Source organism: Paenibacillus sp. FSL H8-0261 (assembly GCF_045040645.1).
Taxonomy (GTDB): domain Bacteria; phylum Bacillota; class Bacilli; order Paenibacillales; family Paenibacillaceae; genus Paenibacillus_AQ.
Genome location: NZ_CP150297.1, coordinates 6,288,623 through 6,308,407, shown reverse-complemented (window position 1 = coordinate 6,308,407; position 19,785 = coordinate 6,288,623). Strand labels below are relative to the sequence as shown.

Annotated in this window: 18 protein-coding genes; all 18 read left to right on the top strand. The window is 36.9% G+C overall.

The features are described 5' to 3' along the window. The first annotated feature begins 6 nt into the window (after nt 1–6). The 18 genes from MHI27_RS28240 to MHI27_RS28155 all read left to right on the top strand — a co-directional run bounded on the left by MHI27_RS28240 (nt 7) and on the right by MHI27_RS28155 (nt 19,708). Nucleotides 7–1,281 carry an ABC transporter ATP-binding protein gene (locus MHI27_RS28240; RefSeq protein WP_405175128.1) on the top strand — a complete coding sequence of 425 codons (1,275 nt, stop codon included), beginning with the start codon at nt 7–9 and terminating at the stop codon, nt 1,279–1,281. A gap of 8 nt (nt 1,282–1,289) precedes the next feature. Next, a complete protein-coding gene (locus MHI27_RS28235) occupies nt 1,290–2,768 on the top strand; it encodes a methyltransferase domain-containing protein (RefSeq protein WP_405175127.1) in 1,479 nt (492 codons plus the stop codon). A 21-nt stretch (nt 2,769–2,789) separates the two neighbouring features. Then, nucleotides 2,790–3,854 carry a glycosyltransferase gene (locus tag MHI27_RS28230; protein ID WP_405175126.1) on the top strand — a complete coding sequence of 355 codons (1,065 nt, stop codon included), beginning with the start codon at nt 2,790–2,792 and terminating at the stop codon, nt 3,852–3,854. Nucleotides 3,855–3,882: 28 nt separating this feature from the next. Next, nucleotides 3,883–5,064 carry a glycosyltransferase family 4 protein gene (locus tag MHI27_RS28225; protein ID WP_405175125.1) on the top strand — a complete coding sequence of 394 codons (1,182 nt, stop codon included), beginning with the start codon at nt 3,883–3,885 and terminating at the stop codon, nt 5,062–5,064. A gap of 176 nt (nt 5,065–5,240) precedes the next feature. After that, complete coding sequence (locus MHI27_RS28220; protein WP_405175124.1) at nt 5,241–7,346, top strand: glycosyltransferase family 39 protein; 2,106 nt, start codon at nt 5,241–5,243, stop codon at nt 7,344–7,346. 192 nt (nt 7,347–7,538) lie between these two features. Continuing rightward, the gene (locus tag MHI27_RS28215) at nt 7,539–8,267 is read left to right on the top strand and encodes a glycosyltransferase family 2 protein (protein ID WP_405175123.1); all 729 of its coding nucleotides are present in this window, start codon (nt 7,539–7,541) and stop codon (nt 8,265–8,267) included. Next, nucleotides 8,264–8,677 (top strand): DUF2304 domain-containing protein, encoded by a 414-nt coding sequence (locus MHI27_RS28210; RefSeq protein ID WP_405175122.1) that lies wholly within the window; start codon nt 8,264–8,266, stop codon nt 8,675–8,677. Before MHI27_RS28215 ends, MHI27_RS28210 begins: the two co-directional genes overlap by 4 nt. Before the next feature lie 346 nt (nt 8,678–9,023). After that, nucleotides 9,024–9,971 (top strand): YbhN family protein, encoded by a 948-nt coding sequence (locus MHI27_RS28205; protein ID WP_405175121.1) that lies wholly within the window; start codon nt 9,024–9,026, stop codon nt 9,969–9,971. Then, on the top strand, nt 9,964–10,974 hold the full coding sequence (locus tag MHI27_RS28200) for a glycosyltransferase family 2 protein (protein ID WP_405175120.1): 1,011 nt from the start codon (nt 9,964–9,966) through the stop codon (nt 10,972–10,974). Before MHI27_RS28205 ends, MHI27_RS28200 begins: the two co-directional genes overlap by 8 nt. Before the next feature lie 16 nt (nt 10,975–10,990). After that, complete coding sequence (locus MHI27_RS28195) at nt 10,991–11,734, top strand: sugar phosphate nucleotidyltransferase (protein ID WP_405175119.1); 744 nt, start codon at nt 10,991–10,993, stop codon at nt 11,732–11,734. Between the two features lie 21 nt (nt 11,735–11,755). Then, nucleotides 11,756–12,307: a dTDP-4-dehydrorhamnose 3,5-epimerase gene (gene rfbC, locus MHI27_RS28190; protein ID WP_405175118.1), complete on the top strand. Its 552-nt coding sequence runs from the start codon at nt 11,756–11,758 to the stop codon at nt 12,305–12,307. 35 nt (nt 12,308–12,342) lie between these two features. Then, nucleotides 12,343–13,365, top strand: coding sequence for a dTDP-glucose 4,6-dehydratase (gene rfbB, locus MHI27_RS28185; protein ID WP_042192239.1), 1,023 nt, complete (start codon nt 12,343–12,345; stop codon nt 13,363–13,365). A gap of 8 nt (nt 13,366–13,373) precedes the next feature. Then, nucleotides 13,374–14,237 carry a dTDP-4-dehydrorhamnose reductase gene (gene rfbD / locus MHI27_RS28180; RefSeq protein ID WP_341053405.1) on the top strand — a complete coding sequence of 288 codons (864 nt, stop codon included), beginning with the start codon at nt 13,374–13,376 and terminating at the stop codon, nt 14,235–14,237. Between the two features lie 118 nt (nt 14,238–14,355). After that, on the top strand, nt 14,356–15,378 hold the full coding sequence (locus MHI27_RS28175; protein ID WP_405175117.1) for a glycosyltransferase family 2 protein: 1,023 nt from the start codon (nt 14,356–14,358) through the stop codon (nt 15,376–15,378). 157 nt (nt 15,379–15,535) lie between these two features. Beyond that, entirely contained in the window at nt 15,536–16,435 is a 900-nt protein-coding gene (locus MHI27_RS28170) for a glycosyltransferase family 2 protein (protein ID WP_371916453.1), read from the top strand. Continuing rightward, the gene (locus tag MHI27_RS28165) at nt 16,432–17,838 is read left to right on the top strand and encodes an undecaprenyl-phosphate glucose phosphotransferase (RefSeq protein WP_076286915.1); all 1,407 of its coding nucleotides are present in this window, start codon (nt 16,432–16,434) and stop codon (nt 17,836–17,838) included. The genes MHI27_RS28170 and MHI27_RS28165 overlap by 4 nt, the downstream gene beginning before the upstream one ends. Before the next feature lie 121 nt (nt 17,839–17,959). Beyond that, nucleotides 17,960–18,826 (top strand): phosphatidylinositol-specific phospholipase C/glycerophosphodiester phosphodiesterase family protein, encoded by an 867-nt coding sequence (locus MHI27_RS28160; RefSeq protein ID WP_405175116.1) that lies wholly within the window; start codon nt 17,960–17,962, stop codon nt 18,824–18,826. A gap of 162 nt (nt 18,827–18,988) precedes the next feature. Next, the gene (locus MHI27_RS28155) at nt 18,989–19,708 is read left to right on the top strand and encodes a heptaprenylglyceryl phosphate synthase (protein WP_405175115.1); all 720 of its coding nucleotides are present in this window, start codon (nt 18,989–18,991) and stop codon (nt 19,706–19,708) included. Nucleotides 19,709–19,785 lie beyond the last annotated feature (77 nt).

Genomic DNA, 19,785 nt, shown 5'->3' with positions numbered 1-19,785 from the left:
AGCGGTTTGTCCTACTCCATAAAAGTTGACAATGTATCTAAAAAATTTAGGCATTATACTGATAAGCAGAGTACCTTGAAGGATAGAGTATTGAATTTTGGAAAGCAAGTTATTAAAGAAGATTGGATTTTGAGAGATATCAATCTAGAGATAGCTGAGGGCCAAGCAGTAGGATTAGTCGGGAGAAATGGATCAGGTAAAAGTACTTTGTTGAAAATTATGACAAAAATTCTCTTTCCGGATAAAGGGATGCTCGATGTTTTTGGTCGAGTTTCTAGTCTTTTGGAATTGGGCGCAGGATTTCATCCAGAGTTTACTGGAATAGAGAATATCTACATGAATGCCTCTATACTTGGTCTCTCTAAAAAAGAAATTGACGCTAAGTTAAAAGAGATAATTTCATTTTCTGAGTTGGGAGAATATATTAATCAGCCAGTCCGGATATATTCATCTGGTATGTACATGCGGTTAGCTTTTTCAGTAGCTATTAGCGTAGATCCGGATATTTTGCTGATTGATGAAGTGTTAGCTGTTGGGGATAGTGCTTTTCAAAATAAATGTATTGAAAAAATCAAGGAGCTGAAGGGTAAGGGGAAAACTATTGTTATAGTTACGCATGATAATAGTATGGTGGAAAAAATATGTGATCGTGCTGTTTGGCTACACAATGGTAAGATTACTGCAGATGGATCTCCTAGAGATGTTATTATGGAATATATGTCATTTCTTTCCGGAGAAGAAAATAAAAGGTTGATAGCTGTTCAAGAAGTAGATAATTCAAATGCGACCACAGTGGAAACTAAACAGATCACAGAAACATTAGAAACATCTAACGTGGAAAGTTTCAAAGATACACGTTTTGGTAATAAAAAGGTGGAGATTGTTGATGTTTGGTTCAGTGATAATCAGGATGAATTGAAAAAGAATTTTAATACTGGTGAATCTATGAATATTAATATCAAGTATAGAGTAAATCACAAAACAGATAGTATTGTCTTTGGTGTTGGTTTTAACACTAGTGATAATATATATTGTTACGGTACAAATACTCATATTGATAGATCAATTAATATTAATGATTTACAAGGAGAGGGGACTCTCCAGTTTAAAATTGACAGATTGTTATTTCTTCCAGGAGTATATAAATTGGATGTTGCTGTTCATCATGAAAATGGAGAACCGTATGATTATTTAACTCATGCATATTCGTTTCAGGTGTCATCTGATATAAATGATGTAGGAGTTGTTCGGTTGGAGCATTCTTGGGAATTGAAAGGATGATTTAGTTAATGAATATTGAAGTAAATGATGAGGAAATAAATGTTCAAGAGATTATAGCGAAAATGAAAGCTGAATTGGGCAAACACAATATAAATGAAGATTTATCATCTGTAACCTTTGAGTACTACGAAAGAACAGATGCTTCCAGCATTGATCTAAAAGAGCTTTACAGCAAGGTCGATATCGTAAATAGATCATGGCATAGCAATCCTGAATTTTCAATTACATCACATCGTAAAGTCCTCGGACCTTTTATTGTCAATGCGAAAAAATTGGTTCGTAAAATGATGCGATGGTATGTAAACCCATATGCGACCTCTCAAAATGAATTTAATGGGAACGTAACACGAACAATGAACGAGATGTTTACACAATTTAAAAATACAGTGGATCAGTTTCAAGTGATTAACAAACAACTTGATGAAGCAAAAGCTAATTTATCAAAGAAAGACGAACAGATTGAGATGCTTCAGAAGCAATATAAAAAAGTCGCAGATAAATATGAAGCTTTAAATAAATCATTAAATGAAGCTGAATATGCAGAACTGAATAAGAAAGTGTTTTATTTAGAACAGTATGTACACTCTATTGAGGGTGCGTTTAATACTAAGCATGAGATTATCGATACTAAGCTTGAGGGGATAAATGCGGGGGCAGAAATAACAACCATAAAAAATAATACTCGAGTTATGGTCGAAAGATTACGGAGAATTGAGAGAAAGTTGAAAGTAATCTCCAATTCAGGGGGTTATGAAGATCACTTTACTCCTATTCTAACTGATCATAATATTTCAAAAGAGAATCAGGGATTGGATTTTGATTATTTTTTATTTGAGGAATATTACAGAGGAAGTAGAGAGGAGATTATTGATAGACAAAAGCAATATCTACCTTATTTCTCTGAGGCAAAAAATGTATTGGATCTTGGATGCGGGCGCGGCGAGTTTACTGAGCTTATGCTTCAAGCAGGAATTAATGTGGTCTCTGTAGACCTAGACGATGATATGGTGGACTATTGCAAAGACAGAGGGTTTAATATTCAAAAAATGAACCTTCTCGACTATCTACAGACCATAGAAGACAACTCTGTAGATGGAATTTTTCTAGGCCAAGTAATTGAGCATATGAAAGCTGAAGATTTAATTTTAATGGTTAAATTGGCTTACAGAAAATTAAAGCCGAATGCTTGGTTAATAGCCGAAACCCCGAATCCGCGTAGCTTATCTATTTTTGCCCAAAGTTTTTATTTGGATCTTACTCATAACAAACCAGTCCATCCATTTACTGCTAAGTTTATTTGGGAAACTGAAGGTTTTAGAGATGTAGAGGTGCAATATTTTTCTCCTAATAATCCTATAGTTCAGCTTCCACCTTTAGAGATTACGTCTATGGACCAAGATGTTTTAAATAAATTTAATACGGGGCTACAACATTGGAATGAGACTGTGTTTGGTAACCAGGATTACTTTGTGGCTGGTAAAAAATAAAATATAAAATGGTGAGATAATATGATTATAAATCAACTTCTCCCAGCGATGAGCTATGGGGATGCAGTGAGTAACTCCGCCTTGAACATGAAGAAGACGATGGAAAGGGCAGGTATTGAATCAAAGATTTACGCAGAACATATTCACCCTAAGCTTTCTAATATTGTTCTACCTGCAAGTTCCATTCCAAAAGATAAGCCAGTTATTTATCATTTAGCTATTGGTTGTGATCTTGCATATGAAATCCCGAAGTTTACTGATAAAAAGATGATTCTGTATCATAATATAACACCCAGCCATTATTTTAGAGGTTACGATGATCAGTCAGGTGATCTCTGTGATAAAGGCAGAGATGAATTGGAGTTCTTAAAAGATTATATCGATGTCGCTTTTGCTGATTCTCAGTATAATGAGTCTGAATTGATTGATGTGGGTTACACTAATACTCATGTGACCCCCATTATTATTAATTATGAAGATTATGAGGGTGCTTACAATAAGGAGCTATTTAAAAAAATACAAAACTCTAAAAAGGGAACCGACTTGATTTTTGTAGGTAGACTTGCTCCTAACAAAAAACAAGAGGATATTATCAAGACATTTTATTTTTACAAAAAGTACTTCGATGTGAATGCAAGGCTATTTTTGGTCGGATCATACACTCGTATGGAGAGATACTATGAGCAACTGAAAGGTCTTGTGAAACAGCTTAGTATAGATGATGTTTATATAACAGGTCATGTACCTTTTAATGATATTCTAACCTACTATAAAAATGCTGATATTTTCTTAAATATGAGCGAACATGAGGGCTTTTGTGTTCCTATACTGGAAGCAATGAAATTCGAAATTCCTATTATTTCATATAAAGAAGCAGCAGTACCTGAGACTATGGGCAATGGCGGACTATTATTCTTGGAAAAAGATTACAAGTCAATTGCGTCATTAATCAAAGTAGTAGTAAGTGATTTGAGTTTACAGGAAAGGTTATTGATAAACCAAAAAGAACGATTACATTATTTCTCGAAAATAAATACTAGTGATATTTTTCTTAAGCAGTTACAAAAAGAGTTTACTTTTGCTTGAAACAAGTGATGGACTATCCGGAGGTAATATGAAGAAGAAAATTGCTTTTGTTGTGCAGAGATATGGTCTTGAGGTTAATGGGGGCTCAGAATTGAGCTGTCGGTTGATTGCTGAAAAGTTAAGTCAACATTACGAGGTGGAGATACTAACAACAAAGGCTCTAGACTATGTAACTTGGGAGAATCATTATACGGAAGATATCGAAAAGATAAACGGTATTACTGTGCGGAGATTTAAAACTGATTTTCCAAGGGAATCAAAAGTCTTTAATAAGATCAATGAACAAGTATTCACTAAACCCCAAAAAAACATTTACGATGAGCTTGAGTGGATGAAAGCACAGGGACCGGCCTCGTTTGAATTAATTGAATATATACAGAAAAGTCAAAATCAATATCATAAAATTATTTTCTTTACGTATCTTTATTTTACAACTTTTTTTGGCCTTCCCCAGGCTGCGGAAAAAGCTATTCTTGTCCCTACTGCTCATGATGAACCTTATATATACTTTTCTATGTTCAAGCCATTATTTCACCTTCCTCAATCTATTGTTTTTCTCACAGAGGAGGAAAAACAATTTGTTCATAAAACCTTTAATAATCAATATATCAATAATGTTGTTGCCGGGGTAGGAGTAGATGTACCGGATAAAGAAATAAATATTCATGCATTTAAAGATAAATTTAAGGTGAATGATGATTTTATTTTGTATGTGGGTAGAATTGATGAATCCAAGGGATGTAAGGAATTATTTGATTATTATCTAGAATATAAAAAAAAGGAACCAGATGCCCCAAAATTATTACTTATGGGTAAATCGGTCATTGATATTCCTAAACATCCCGATATTATCCCCCTGGGTTTTGTTTCTGACGAAGAAAAGTTTGCCGCGATGAAGATAGCAAAAATTCTAATGATGCCATCTAAGTTCGAGAGCCTGTCCATGGTTGTACTAGAGAGTTTGTATTATGAAACCCCGGTATTAGTTAACGGTCATTGTGATGTTTTAGTAGGACATTGTGATCGTGGTAATGCAGGGCTGTATTATACGGACTATAACGAATTTGAATTTTGTCTGAATGTTATGTTAAAGAATAATGACTTAAGAGGCAAGATGGGTACCAGTGGGAAAGAATATGTTATTAAGTATTTTGATTGGGAAATAATCATTAATAAATTTATTGCATGTATTGATCGAGAAAATACTTAGGGAGGCTAAGTCGCCTGAAAAGATAGTGGCATATGGGGACGGATCTTTAAAAAAATACTGATCACGATAAGTAACGTGAAAGAATATACCCTATATATGTGATATTGGGTCGGTAGAGTCTGAACTTCTATGTTCAGGCAATGACGAAAGGCCGCTGGAATTCAGGGAGGAAAAGCATGGTTATAGAAAAAGTCAAAAATTTAAAAGATATATATGTATTGTTAGCCATTTTTTTCGTTAATTTCATAGTTAGATTATACTTAGCAATTAAATTCGTGATTCCAGATACGTTTTACGATGAAGTACTTTGGTATAATTTTGGTAAAAGTATAAATGAATCCTTTGAAATGATATTTAGAGGATTTAATATGGATATTAAAACAATTCTGTATTCAATGTCTATTGCCCCAGCTTTTAATTTGCCTAATGATTACCAGTATATAGGTGTAATATCAATAAATGTATTCCTGATGAGTTCAACTGTATTTTTCATTTATAAAATTATCATAATGCTTACAAGTAGTAGAAAAATTGCATATTTTGGCGTTGTATTGAATTTTCTTATGCCTGAAATGGCATATTCATCCAAAATAGTGCAGGATAATTTGTTTTATCCACTAACATTACTTACTTTATTGGTACTTATTCGATTAATTAAAAGCGATAAAAATAAATATACTACCTCAATTTTGTTAGGGTTCTTAGTGTTTCTATTAACCATTTGTAAGGATTTTGGGTTATCAATATTTATTACGTTAGTTATCTTTTTTGTATGGGAAATATTCAGTAGTAAAAAAGTAAAGCAATCTATTGTAAATTTAGGGAGTTTTGGATGTACATTTATTTTTTTTAACTATGCCTATAGTAAGTGGTTTTACTTTGTTAATAGTGATATAAATAATAATTATGCTACATCATCAATCATTCATGTGCTATTACGGAAATTATTGAATATTGAAGAATTAATCAGATATTTTTATGCGATAAATATATACTTACTTTTATTGTTGCTTTGTACTGGAATATTACCTATTTTATTAATAATTCTTAATTTTAAAAAATTTACAGATTATCAACAAAAGTTTGCTCTAATTGTATTAACGACATGTTTTATTACATTGAGTGTTGCAATAATGTTGACAATTGGTGTTGAATCACCAAATGACTCTAGTATAAGAGTACATTTCAGGTACATTTATAGCTATTTTGTGATTTTAATTACCTTGGGATTATATTCATGGGAGATTGGTGTGAATACTGATCAGCATAAAAAATTGATTAATGCACTGTATATTACTCTTGCTTTTATAAGTATTGCAACATTACGTATTAATGCTGGCTCACCAATTGATTCTCCCATCATTATGAGTTTTCGTTATTTTGATAGATATGCATATGGAGAGTATCTATTGAAAAGTTTTTTTCTTATTGTAATAATTTTAATGTTATATGCAATTCGTAAAAACAAAAAAATAATTTCAATAGGGTTATTCGTGGGCATCCTCGGTTCATTTCTTTTTAATACAATGATTTGGTATAATTGGCAGAATGACACTAAGTTGGGGCAAGAGAGTTTGATTCAGGACATAACTGCAATTAATCATATTGTTGAAAATAAGGATGTATTGGTTATAGGACAAACGGTTGCAAGTGAAAGTAATTTAGAAATGGGTCTTCAGGATGCAGATTATAGATATATGCTCTTTGATGATTTTGTAAATAAATTAAAAGATGAAGGTGATTTTAGTATTGAAAATCTCCCTTTGACTGGATTTCAAATCAATGAACGAGTTGATTTGCCTAATTATCCACAATATATTATTACTCGTATAAACGCACTTCAAAATATAGGTATTGAAGGTTATAAGAAAATGGATACAAATTTAGCGCAATATGATATTTATAATTTGGAATCGATGGATATGAATGTTCAGTACTTAATTAAAAATAGGTATCCTGATAATTGGACTGAGAAAAATTTTAGTATAGAAGCATATGGTTTACAAGGGAAAGAAAAATTTAATCTATACTTGAATATATCCAAAGGAGCAAACCCTAATAGGGTGATTGACATGAAATTTAGTACAGCACAAGCGGATAATCAAATAAAAATAGATAAGGATAATAGTGAAGTATATAAAGTTGAGCTGGAAAAGGATATAAACGAAGATAAAGTTGTTGTAAATGTTTCTTCTGAAAATGCATTCATTCCGAATAATGTTCTTATGAATGGAGATAGTAGAGAGTTACTAGTTCGACTAGAAAGCTTGAAGATAGATTGAATTAAGAAATTTCACAATCTTCTAATGTTTAGTAGTAGTTGTATTGTTATAGCTCATTATTGAAATATTAGGTAGTTGAGAGGCATTTGAGAATAGTTTGATTCATGAACATTTCAGATATCTACTATGTTCAATATCTATACATGTTAAGGAAGCTAAGAACAGTAGATTATTAATAAGAGGTGGGTAACATTGCAAAAAAGAGTCCTTTTAATCATTCCGGCTTATAATGAGCAAAGCAATATTTTAACTCTATTGAATAAAGTTAATAGTCTAAGTATCACTAATGTTGAAATAGAGTATTTGGTTATAAATGATTGTTCCCAGGACAGTACAAGTTTGTTATGTAAGGGGGCTAACGCTACGATTGTGAATTTACCTTGTAATTTGGGAATTGGAGGAGCCGTTCAGACTGGGTATATCTACGCTTACAATAATGATTTTGATATTGCAATCCAGGTTGACGGGGATGGGCAACATGATCCATATTATGTGAAAGATTTGATAGCACCTATTGTTAAGGGGCATGCCGATTTTGTCATAGGGTCAAGATATATAGAGAAAAAAGGATTTCAGTCTACCGTGTTTAGACGAATGGGTATAAGTTATTTTAGTTTTCTGATAGGGATGTTGTATCGTAAAAAAGTAACTGATCCAACATCTGGGTTTAGAGCGTGTAATAAAGATATTATCAAATTGTTTGCTTTAAATTACCCCACTGATTATCCTGAGCCAGAGTCAATAGTGTATTTATTAAGAAATCGATATAGGGTAATGGAAGTAGCTGTAACTATGAAAGAGAGGGTAGGAGGAGTATCATCTATCCAATCTTTTAAGGCTGTTTATTATATGCTTAAAGTTACTCTCGCCGTATTAATTGACACCTTGAGAAAAAGAACAATAATTGAGGTGGAAAAATGATTGAATTAAAACTCCAACTGACCCTGATAATTAGTTCTCTACTAGTATTCATTGTATTAATGAATATGATAAGGAAATATCGTCTTGAGTTAAAATATGCTTTAATTTGGCTAGCTATGAGTCTCTTAATTATTATATTAGCTATATTCCCTGGAATTTCTGTTTATACCGCTCATTCAATTGGCATTGAAACTCCTGTAAATGTATTATTTCTGTTGTTCATACTTTCAAATCTTACAATATCTTTTAGTATGACGATAGTAATATCTAAAAATGCGTCTAAAATTACTAAGCTAACGCAAGAGTTAGGCTTGATTAAAATGGATATAGAACAGTTGAAATCATACCAAATACCAATTAGCAACGAGCAGGTAGAAAAATATCGTATTTATAAAAGTAGTGAAAGGTAAGTGGAAATTATTTTTTAACTATACTATCAGAATAAAATACATCTGTTTTATTGGGGAATCTATAGTTTTCATCGTATTTTATAATTTTCATGAAAATTAAAGTGAATCTTTTTAGATTTAGAGGTAGTGAAAAGCGGTTTTAATAATCATTATTATTGTAAAAAGTAGCTAACGACTAATATATCTAAGGCTAAAGTGCACGAACCTATTCCTCCTTGACTAGTGCTAAGGCTAGTGCTAACCAACTATCAGTGTTTTTTTGATGGGAGATGAATTTGGTGAATTGAAAATTATTGATTGATAAAATAAACGAAGTTATTGTTTATGGAGAGAAGAATGGTGAAAGGTGAATAAAAAAAGACTCTTATATGTTGTTTTAGGGGCTATTTTATGTATTGGATTAATTTTGTTTCTACAGAATAGATTTGGAAATATTAATTATTATTATTTAATTGCAGGATTTTTTGTATATACCTTAGTACTTTTTTTGAGGTCTTTTAAGCTAAATAGAATTCTGAATGTGTACACAAACATTGGTTTTAAGGAAACTTTATCATTAACTGCTTCTAGTCAACTTATGGGTGCATTTATTCCAGGACGGGCTGGAGAAATTCTTGTTTCAGCTTATTTGAAATTTAAATATATAATTGACGTATCTAAGGTTCTACCGATTTTATTCTTAGATAAAATTATAGAGTTACTATGTGTCTTATTGTATTCATTAATTGCAATCTCGATCTTTAGTGGAAATTTATTTTCTTTTGTGAGTGATAATTTTAAAGGTATCCAAGATAACTATTTAATACTGATTGTGGTTATTTTCTGCATAATATTATTTTTTATAATGGTGATAAAAATATTCGGTGCAAGATTAAGGAGTGTTTTAGTTAATATAAAGCAAAGCTTGCTTATTCCCATTAAAGAACCAAAACTCGGCGTTATTATTCTCATTACATCCTTTCTCACAATTATTTCTGAATACTTTTATTTATATTTGATATTTCATGCATTTAATATTGAAATCACAATTGCTAAGATAATCATAGTACATTCTTTAGGTATGATAGTTGGTGTTTTAAGTATGATACCAGGTGGCCAGGGTAGTACAGAAGTAACAATGATTGCTATATTACACTTTTGGGGCTATACAACATTAGCAGTATTATCCCCAATCCTAGCGAGTAAAATCTTAACTTATGTTACATTGTTTATTTATGCTGTTCCACTACTACCTTACAGCATTTCTGTTCTAAAACAAAAGAAGATATCTAGAAAGAAGGTGGATAGTGAATAATTTAATATCTGTCATTATAGTGAATTATAATGGTGCGGATTATATCGGTGAGTCTATTGAATCAATAATCGATCAAACTTACACAAACTTGGAGATTATTGTGTTAGATAATAATTCTAGCGATGATTCTGTGCAGAAAATTAAACAGTATCCCTCAGTAAAACTAATAGAATCAAAGACTAATCTTGGATTTGCTAAGGGTAATAACGTGGCGATCAGAGAGGCTAACGGGGAATATATCGCGCTTCTAAACAACGATGCTACAGCTGAGGCTTCCTGGTTAGAGTCCTTGGCTAAAGTTCTTGATCACAATGATGAGTATGGCAGTTGTGGCTGCAAAATAATCTCATATTATGAGCAAGATTATCTTGACTCAGCTGGTTTACTAATCAATCCTAGTGGAATGTCACGAGCTAGAGGTAGAAATGAAAGTATTCATGATTATAATATTTCCGAACCAATTTTAATACCTAGTGGTTGTGCAGTCTTGTACAGAAAAAAGGCCTTAGATGAGGTTGGATTATTTGATGAAGATTTTTTTTGTTATTGTGAAGATACTGATCTAGGATTTCGCCTTCAAATATCTGGATGGAAGTGCTTCTATGTAAGTGAAGCTGTTGTCTATCACAGATACTCCTCAACTGCAGGGAAGTATTCTCTTTTTAAGACTTACTTAGTTGAACGTAACCATTATTGGTTTGTTATCAAAAATTTCCCGCTTTCTTTGGTTCTAATGAACCCAATGTATACAATTAGACTTTATCTTTATCAACTACTAAATATGTTTAAACAGAAAGGTGCAACTAATGAGTTAATGACTAACACTTCAACGAAAAAATTAGTTTTAACTCTATTAAAAGCGCATAAAGATGTATGGAAAATGCTGTTTGTAATGTTAAAGAAAAGATCTATAAATAATAAGTTGAAAAAAGTAGATAATAGACAAATCAAAGAGTGGATAAAACAGTACAATATATCTGTAGCAGACCTATTTAAGTCTTAACAACTGGAGGTTAGATATGAAAGGTGTCATACTCGCAGGAGGTACAGGCTCACGTCTATATCCTTTAACAAAGGTCACTAATAAACATCTGCTCCCCGTAGGGAAATACCCTATGATTTTTCATTCTGTTTATAAATTAAAACAAGCTGATGTTACAGACATACTAATCGTTACTGGTAAAGAGCATATGGGCGACGTAGTTAATCTATTAGGCAGTGGACGTGAAATGGGTGTCTGCTTTACCTACAAAGTACAAGATGAAGCGGGCGGAATTGCACAGGCTTTAGACTTGGCCGAGCAATTCGTTGGGGATGATCAAATGATCGTTATTCTAGGTGATAATGTATTTGCTGATGATATTTCACCTTATGCACGTAATTTCCGTGAGCAAAAGACAGGCGCAAAGATACTGATTCAGGAAGTCCCTGATCCGAAGCGTTTTGGGGTGCCTGAATTAGATGGCAATCGGATTTTGTCCATTGAAGAGAAACCAAGCGAGCCTAAATCTGGTTATGCAGTGACTGGCATTTATATGTTCGATACCGAAGTATTTAACATTATTAAGACGATTACTCCCTCTGCACGTGGAGAACTAGAGATTACTGACGTTAATAATGCATATATTAAACGTGGAGAATTGACCTTTGATGTTCTTCAAGGTTGGTGGACGGATGCAGGTACACATGCATCATTAGCTAAAGCACACAACTTAGCTCAAGACCTTGTTTTTGGTGAGGAATTCGGAAAGCTGAAACTTTAGATGTGAAGGAGTTTTGTGATTATGAAAGCTACAGCCTTACAACTACAAGGCGCAAGCCTACTAGAACCGGTTGTCCATGGCGACAACCGGGGTTTTTTTATGGAAAGCTACAACGAAGAAATCATGCATAAGCTCGGACTTAACTATCAATTTATTCAAGATAACCAATCCCTCTCAGTAGAGGTCGGTGTTCTACGAGGTCTTCACTACCAACTGAACCCTAAAGCCCAAACAAAATTAATCCGCGTCTTATCCGGTGTTATTTATGATGTTATCGTCGATATCCGTCGTAATTCACCAACATTTGGTCAGTGGGTTGGCGTAATTCTTAGCGAATATAACAAACGCCAACTGCTTGTACCTAAAGGTTTCGCGCATGGCTTCTGCACGTTGGTCCCTAATACCCAAGTGTTATACAAGGTGGACGAATATTATTCCCCTGAGAATGATCGCGGCATATTATGGAATGATCCAGCGTTAGGTATTGATTGGCCGACTTCTAGTCCGATATTATCGGATAAAGATCAACGTCATCCTGTACTGATGGACGCGGAACTTAACTTCGAATTATAAACATAACATTTCATTGAACAAAAGGTGGGCTATAAATGAAACTGCTAGTTACCGGCGGAGCCGGATTTATCGGCAGCAACTTTGTATTATACATGCTGCAACAACATCCTGATTATCAAATCGTTAACGTAGACGCGTTGACATATGCAGGTAATTTGGAGAATTTGAAGTCAATTGAAAATCATCCGAACCACAAGTTCGTAAAAGCAGACATTACAGATGTACAGGCAATGGATGCTTTGTTTAGCCAAGGTGTTGATGTAGTGGTAAATTTCGCGGCTGAATCGCATGTGGATCGGAGTATTTTGGAGCCGGAAGTGTTTGTGAAGACGAACGTGCTTGGAACACAAGTACTTTTGGATGCGGCGAAAAAATATAGCGTTACTAAATTCGTTCAGGTTTCTACGGATGAGGTATACGGATCACTTGGAGCAACCGGTTTGTTTACTGAAGAAACTCCTTTGACTCCGAACAGTCCATATTCGGCAAGTAAAGCTGGTGGCGACTTGCTTGTACGTGCATACCATGAGACATTCGGACTGCCAGTGAACATTACCCGCTGCTCGAACAATTATGGCCCGTACCAATTCCCTGAGAAGCTTATTCCGCTTATGATCTCCCGCGCACTTGCGGATCAAGCGTTGCCTGTATATGGCGATGGGATGAATATCCGTGACTGGTTGTATGTTGAGGATCACTGCAGCGCGATTGATTTGGTTATCCACAAGGGCGTGAACGGTGAAGTATACAACATTGGTGGCAATAACGAACGTACAAATGTGCATATCGTGAACACAGTATTGCAGGAACTTGGCAAACCTGATTCACTGATTACTTATGTTCAAGACCGTCCGGGTCATGATCGCCGCTATGGAATTGATCCTACCAAGATTATGAACGAACTGGGTTGGAAGCCGAAACATACTTTTGAAACAGGTATTAAAGAAACCATCCAATGGTATCTCAATAACCGCGAATGGTGGACTCGCATTCAATCTGGGGAATACCAGAAGTACGCTGAATTACAATATGGCGATCGTTTGGGAGAGTCTCTATAATGGCTCAACTGAAGGTACTTGTTACAGGCGCGGCCGGACAATTGGGTCAGGACGTAGTTTTACTACTCCAGCATCAAGGTCACCAAGTGATGGGCTGTGACCGTCAAGAGATGGATATCACCGATCTGGATCAGTGTATCCAGGTTATTGGTGAGTTTGGACCGGATGCTGTCATTCATTGTGCTGCACATACAGCAGTAGATGCGGCAGAAAGTGACATCGATGCTGCTTATTTAATCAATGCAACGGGCAGTCGAAACGTAGCGCTAGCTTCTGAAAAAGCCGGAGCTAAGCTGGTGTACATTAGTACGGATTACGTATTTGATGGTTTGGGAGTACAGCCTTACCATGAGTATGATAATACAGATCCTAAGAGTATATATGGTAAATCGAAACGTGCGGGTGAGGTGCTCGTTCAATCCCTCTCCTCTAAGTATTTCATCGTACGCACATCATGGGTGTATGGTAAATACGGGAATAACTTTGTCAAAACAATGCTAAAGCTTGGTCAAGAAAAGCCAATGCTTCAAGTAGTCGATGACCAAAAGGGTTCGCCTACCTATACAGTTGATTTAGCTCGTTTCTTGCTTGAGCTTATCCAAACTGAGAAGTATGGTGTATACCATGCGTCAAATAGCGACTCATGTACTTGGTTTGAATTTACACAGGCGATCTTTGCAGAGGCTGAGGATATTTTGGGTTTGAAATTCACCGCTAAGCTTGAACCGTGTGCTACGGAACAGTTCCCGCGACCTGCACCACGTCCTCGGAATTCGGTGATGGAGCATCTGTCGATACGTACGAATGGATTTCAGGATATTCGATCTTGGCGTGAGGGCCTGAGAGATTTCCTCTTAGAGCTAAAAGAATAAGATAGTAGCAATTGAAACTCCCAAATCGTTTATAACGATACGGGAGTTTTTTGTATTCTTTCGTTATAATAAGAAGGGAGTGTGTAGTTAACAAGAAATTACAAAGTCGAGGATACTCATGGATAACAAAACAGTAAGTGTACATATCGTCACCTACAACAGTGCTGACGACATCATAGATTGTATAGAGGCAGTAATGGCACAGGATTATTTGGTCAAAAAAATTGTCGTAGTGGACAACGCTTCAACTGATGGTTCGGCGGATAAGGTCAGAACGTTCTATCGCCAGTTTAACTCGGACTCACCCGCTGCATTCTTGGTGGGGCATGAAGCTATGAACTCCGCAAGGGAGATAAAGCAATATCCAACAATTGACCTTCTGGAGAATGAGCTTAACACAGGCTTCGCCCCAGCCCACAACCAGGCCATTTCGGCCACGAATACAGATTACGTGCTCGTCCTTAACCCTGACCTTACGCTGGCTCCAGACTATATCTCCAGACTAATCACACAGATGGAGAATAATCCACAGATCGGCAGCGCCACAGGCAAGCTTTTGCTGAAGGCGGATCATGGGCTGGTAGACAGCACAGGTCTCCGAATGAACAGAGCACGCCGTGCATTTGATCGCGGTGCGGGTGAGCCAGCTGACCAATGGACGCAATCGGGTCCTGTATTCGGTGTATCTGGAGCGGCTGCGATGTATTCTCGACGGATGATCAACGACATAATTGTTGATGGCGAGTTTTTTGATGCAGACTTTTTTGCCTATAAGGAAGATGTGGATGTGGCTTGGAGGGCGGAGTTATTCGGCTGGCAGGGATATTATGATGCTGAGGCGATCGGGTATCACGAACGTGGCTGGAAAACGTCTGGTCGTAACACTAAGCCGTTGTTCATCCGACGAATATCTTACATTAACCGCTACAAAATGATCTACAAGAATGAACCGACTCGAATTATGCTGAAGACAATCTTCATTTCTCTCCCCTATGAAATTGCAGCTCATGGTTATATGCTTCTGAGAGAGCCACAGTTAATTACAGCGTGGAAATCCTTTTTTACTCAGCTCCCTGCGTTAAAAAAGAAGCGGGAGTATATACAAGCCGCGATAAAAGAGAGAAAGAAACACGAAAGTTAAACCACATCTGGAAAAACCTCCCTAAAACGTCACCTCCTCTCAGGGAGGTTTTATGTTATAATTATTGTCGGTAGATTACTATATTTGTCAGGAGCGTTACGCAGTGAATGTAGATGTAAGCATACTTATTGTTAATTACAACACGTGTCGCCTGACGATGGATTGTCTCAGGTCGGTGTATGACTCTGCAACGAACTATTCCTATGAGATTATTTTAATAGACAACAATTCCAATGATGATTCGGTAGAGAAGATTAGTAGAGAGTTTCCAGGTGTAATGTTGATCGCAAATAACGACAATGTCGGTTTTGCCCGTGCTAATAATCAGGGGATGGAAGCTTCATCCGGACGGTATGTGCTGCTGCTGAATTCAGATACGGTGGTACGTAAGGATACGCTAGAGACGATGATCTCCTTTATGGATAGTCGGCCTGATGTAGGAGCGTCAGGGTGCAAGATTATTTTACCGGATGGCTCACTAGATAAAGCTTGCAAGCGGGGGTTTCCTACACCGTCTGCTTCGTTCTATTATGCTTTTGGATTTAGTAAGCTATTTCCGGATCGTCCGAGGTTTAACGGTTACCAGTTAGGTTATCTGGACCCTGATCTTGATTACCCGATAGATTGTCTGGTTGGTGCGTTTATGCTGCTGCGGCGGGAGACGATTAACCAGGTGGGTGGATTAGATGAAGAGTTCTTTATGTACGGCGAGGATTTAGATTGGTGTTATCGTATTAAAGAGGCTGGTTGGGAGATTTATTATTATCCGAAGACTGCTATCGTGCATCTTAAAGGCGGTAGCGCCAGACGCAGACCGTTTAAGATCGTCTATGAATTCCACCGGGCAATGATTTTATTTCATCGTAAGCATTATAGTAAGAAGTACAACAGTATGATAAATGGAACAGTATATGCCGGCGTAGGTGTGAAGTTCGCACTTTCGCTTTTGCGGAATGCCTTAACTTCGCCTAAAACAGTCCCATCACCTGCTCAGAGTCTTAACTCCGCTAATGAAACAGGTGCACGTAACGAAAAGAATACTGAGGTGAATTTATGATTCGGCGTAATCAGAAATTTTTGACACAGCTCTATATGGTGGCTGACTTTCTTGTCATCCAGCTGTCCTTCCTTATAGCCTGGTGGCTAAAGTTTAGAAGTGGTTGGATGGAGTACGAAAACCCGTTGCCTGTAGAGTCGTACGCTTACTGGAGTATGATTTATGGCGGAATTGCAGTGTTAGTCGGTATACTGCTGTCGCTGTATTTGCCGAAGCGTAAGAAACGGTTTGTCGATGAATTCATTAAGATTTTCCAAGTGCATATTATGGGCATTTTCATTCTGCTTGGTCTGATGTTTTTTGTGAAAGAAATAAATATCTCCCGAACATATCTAGCTCTTTACATGGGATTGAACATTCTTTCTATTATGCTGTACCGTTATGTACTGAAGAAAATGCTTAAATCTTTTCGAGAAAAAGGCTTCAACCGACAGTTTGTACTTATCATCGGTGCAGGTACGCTAGGCAAAAGATTCTACAATAATCTAGAGCAATACCCCGAGCTTGGATATGAAGCGATTGGTTTCCTGGATGACTATCATACTTGGGATGGAATTGAAGAGCAACGATATAAACCGATTCTAGGAACAGTTGACCAGTTGTCTGGAATGCTAGAGATGCTGCCTGTGGATGAGGTTATACTTGCTCTGCCGCTTGATGCGCATTCGAAGTATCCTTCAATTATTGCGGCCTGTGAAAAAGCAGGTGTACGCACACTGATTATCCCTGACTTTTTTGACTACTTACCAGCCCGCCCTTACTTTGATAACTTTGCAGGCATGCCAATGATTAATGTTCGTGATATTCCACTAGATATGACGGGTAATAAGATGGCAAAAAGATTGTTTGATATTGTGTTCTCTTTGTTCGCAATTATTATGATCTCTCCAGTGATGCTTATCGTGGCTCTTGGTGTCCGACTGACCTCTCCGGGACCGATTATATTCCGGCAGGAACGTGTGGGACTGAACCGTCGTAATTTTATGATGTATAAGTTCCGCTCCATGAAGATGCAGCAGGATGGTGAAGAGGATACAGGCTGGAGTACGCGGGAAGATCCTCGTAGAACCAGATTTGGGACCTTTATCCGTAAGACAAGTCTGGATGAGCTTCCGCAATTTTTTAATGTGTTACTGGGACATATGAGTGTGGTGGGACCTCGACCAGAACGCCCATATTATGTGGAACAGTTCCGTGATGAAATTCCGAAGTATATGGTTAAGCACCATGTACGACCTGGAATCACAGGTTGGGCTCAGAGTAACGGACTTCGCGGGGACACTTCCATCGAGGAGCGGATCAAACACGATATTTTCTATATCGAGAACTGGTCTTTACTGTTTGACATTCGAATTATTTTCAAAACAATTCGCAACGGCTTCGTCAACAAAAATGCTTATTGATTCCTGCACTTATTTTGGATTTATTAAACTTTTATACGATCCCCGTTTCTACCTATGGTAGAGCGGGGTATTGTTTTTCTATTGTTTCATAATCTAAACTTCGCAAAGGAAACTATCAACTATGAATAAGAAAAAGATTGTTGCTACCGTAATTGTAATTGGAGCTCTTATCATGTTACTTGTAATCGCTTTTAGTAATGAAGATGAACAGCCTGCAAGCGGCTTTGAAGCTCACAAGGTCATTGCACATGCTATGGGTGGCATTAACGGGCATACATACACCAATGCTTTTGAAGCATTTGTTGCTAATTATGCACAGGGAACTCGCGTATTTGAAGTAGACTTGTTATTATCGGCTGATGATCAGCTAGTAGGTAGGCATGAGTGGTCAGGCAACATGAGTAAGCTTTTAGGTCAGTTGGATGTTCTCCCTGCTAATAAACAAGGGGTGGTACTAGATTTTAAGGAATTCATGGATAGTCCCATCCTGAATATATACACCCCAATCGATGTCAAGAAGTTGCTTGATCTGATGCAGCATTATCCAGATGCCTATATCGTGACCGATACGAAAGAAATCAAACCTGAACTTATAAATAAACAATTTACATTGTTGGTAGAAGCGGCGCAGCGCGGGGATCCAGCCATATTAGATCGGATTGTTCCACAAATATATAATCAGTCGATGCTTGATGAGATCAATAAGGTGTATTCTTTTCCAGAAGTGCTTTACACTCTGTACCAATCCAAGGATACGGATGAACAAGTTATTGAGTTTGTTAATAAAACAGGTGTGGATATTACCATGCCAGTTGGCCGAGCCACCAAGAGCTTTGTTAAAAAGCTGAAGAAGGCTGGCGCTCGTGTATATGTTCATACAGTAAATGAAGAAGCTGAAATTAGGGAACTGGCCCGTATGGGCGTGGATGGTTTTTATACTGATTTTGTACCCGAAGAGGATTTGATTAACATCTCAGGTGTACGTTGAAATCTTAGACTACTTATTACCATTAAAAAATACGAAAAAATGTTCGCATTTTTGTTCGCTTTAAATTGACACACCTGCTGTGCTGGCATAGACTAGATCTATATCTTTTGCGGCGGCAGGAGTGTCTTTGTCTTGCCCAAATGACTATTAAGGATGATTCTCATGAAATCAGTGCAGCAAATGATCAAACCTTGGCGGCATGTATTTAAGCTAGACCCTGACCGGATGATTTCGGATGAGGATTTGGAGGCCGTTTGCTTATCTGGCACGGATGCCATACTGATAGGGGGCTCAACAGGAGTAACCTATGAGAATACAGTGGATCTCCTAGCAAGAGTAAAACAGTTTGAGTTACCTTGTGCACTTGAGGTATCCGAACTTGAAGCTGCTGTTCCCGGATTTGATCTTTATATGATCCCTATGGTGCTTAATACGCCCGATCCAGCTTGGATTGTAGGCCATCATCGCCGAGCTATTGAACGCTATGGATTTATGATTCCATGGGATTCGCTTCTAACGGAAGGTTATATTGTGCTGAATAGTGACTCTTCAGTTGCACGGATTACAGGGGCTGAGACGGCCATTGATGCTGAAGAAGCGGCTGCTTATGCTCAGGTTGCGGACAGGCTGATGTCACTGCCGATTGTTTATCTTGAATACAGTGGTAGGTTCGGGGATATGGAGACTGTGCGGACAGTACGCGAAATGGTGGATCAAGCCCAACTTTTTTATGGTGGGGGCATTACTTGTGAGGCGGAAGCCGAGCAGGCAGCAGCTCTATGTGATACAGTAGTGGTCGGCAATATTATTTATAGTGATGTACAGCAGGCACTGCTAACAGTCGCGGCTGTAAAAAAGACAGTACAAGAGAAATTCGATTAAATTATAAGAAAGTATAAGTTTCACGTGATACATTATCCTTATATTTTTCGCATAAACACTTACCGTCCTTATAAGGA